Raw genomic sequence first — 880 nt, 5'->3', positions numbered from 1 at the left:
AGTTTAATCATCTTTCCCCTGTTCAGACGGTCAGGCTGCCTTCGCCGCCGGCTTGGCTGCCTTGACATGGGTTATACTGCGGCGACCGTCGACGCCGACCGGAACGTCACCGTCAACCGTAGCGCGACGCACAACCCGGTGCTGGTCGCCATAGTCGTTGACCGCATAATGCTGGGTAGCACGGTTGTCCCAGATAGCGACGTCGCCTACTTGCCAGCGCCACCGCACGGTATTTTCCGGGGCAGTGATGTAGGACTGGAACACCTCGTAGAGTTTGGCGGAATCGCTCTTGGAAAGGCCGACGAGGCGCTGCACGAAATTGCCGAGCAGCAGCGACTTCTCCCCGGTTTCCGGATGGACGCGCACGACCGGATGCTCGGTCTCGTAGATCGTCGATGTGAAGATTTCCTCGAAGTGCTTCTTCTCTTCGGCTGTGGCGCGCGGGCGCACGGCTGCGTAGTCGTAGGCATTGCTATGAATAGCCCACAGATTGTCCGCCAATATTTTGAGCGGCGCCGGCAGATTCTCGTACGCGGCGTGCGTGTTGGACCAGATCGTGTCGCCCCGTCGCCGGAATGACGACGCCACGTAGGACCGAGAATTTCGGATAGGCATCGACGAAAGTCACGTCGGTATGCCACTGGTCTGCCCTGCCACCGCCACGGCCGGAATCGAGATTGAGGATTGAGGCCGTGCCGGCTGCCGGCCCCTGCGTGGGATGAGGTACAAGGTCACCCAGACGCCGCGCGAACAATTCCTGCTCCGCATCGTCGAGATGCTCCTGGCCGCGGAAGAAGATAACCTTGTGTTTTAGAAGAAGCTGGTTGATGGCTGCTATCGCTGCGTCCGAAAGGTCTCCGCCAAGGCGGACGCCTCTGAT

Annotated in this window: 1 pseudogene; it reads right to left on the bottom strand. The window is 60.2% G+C overall.

Annotated features, from left to right (window positions below):
- Positions 1-30: 30 nt before the first annotated feature.
- Positions 31-880: pseudogene (locus AC0L2K_RS34925) on the bottom strand (TauD/TfdA dioxygenase family protein); the annotation flags it as partial.

It is taken from the genome of Mesorhizobium sp. WSM4817 (assembly GCF_055811135.1).
The sequence above is the reverse complement of the archived record's forward strand: the minus strand, read 5'-3'. Positions and strand labels throughout refer to the sequence as shown.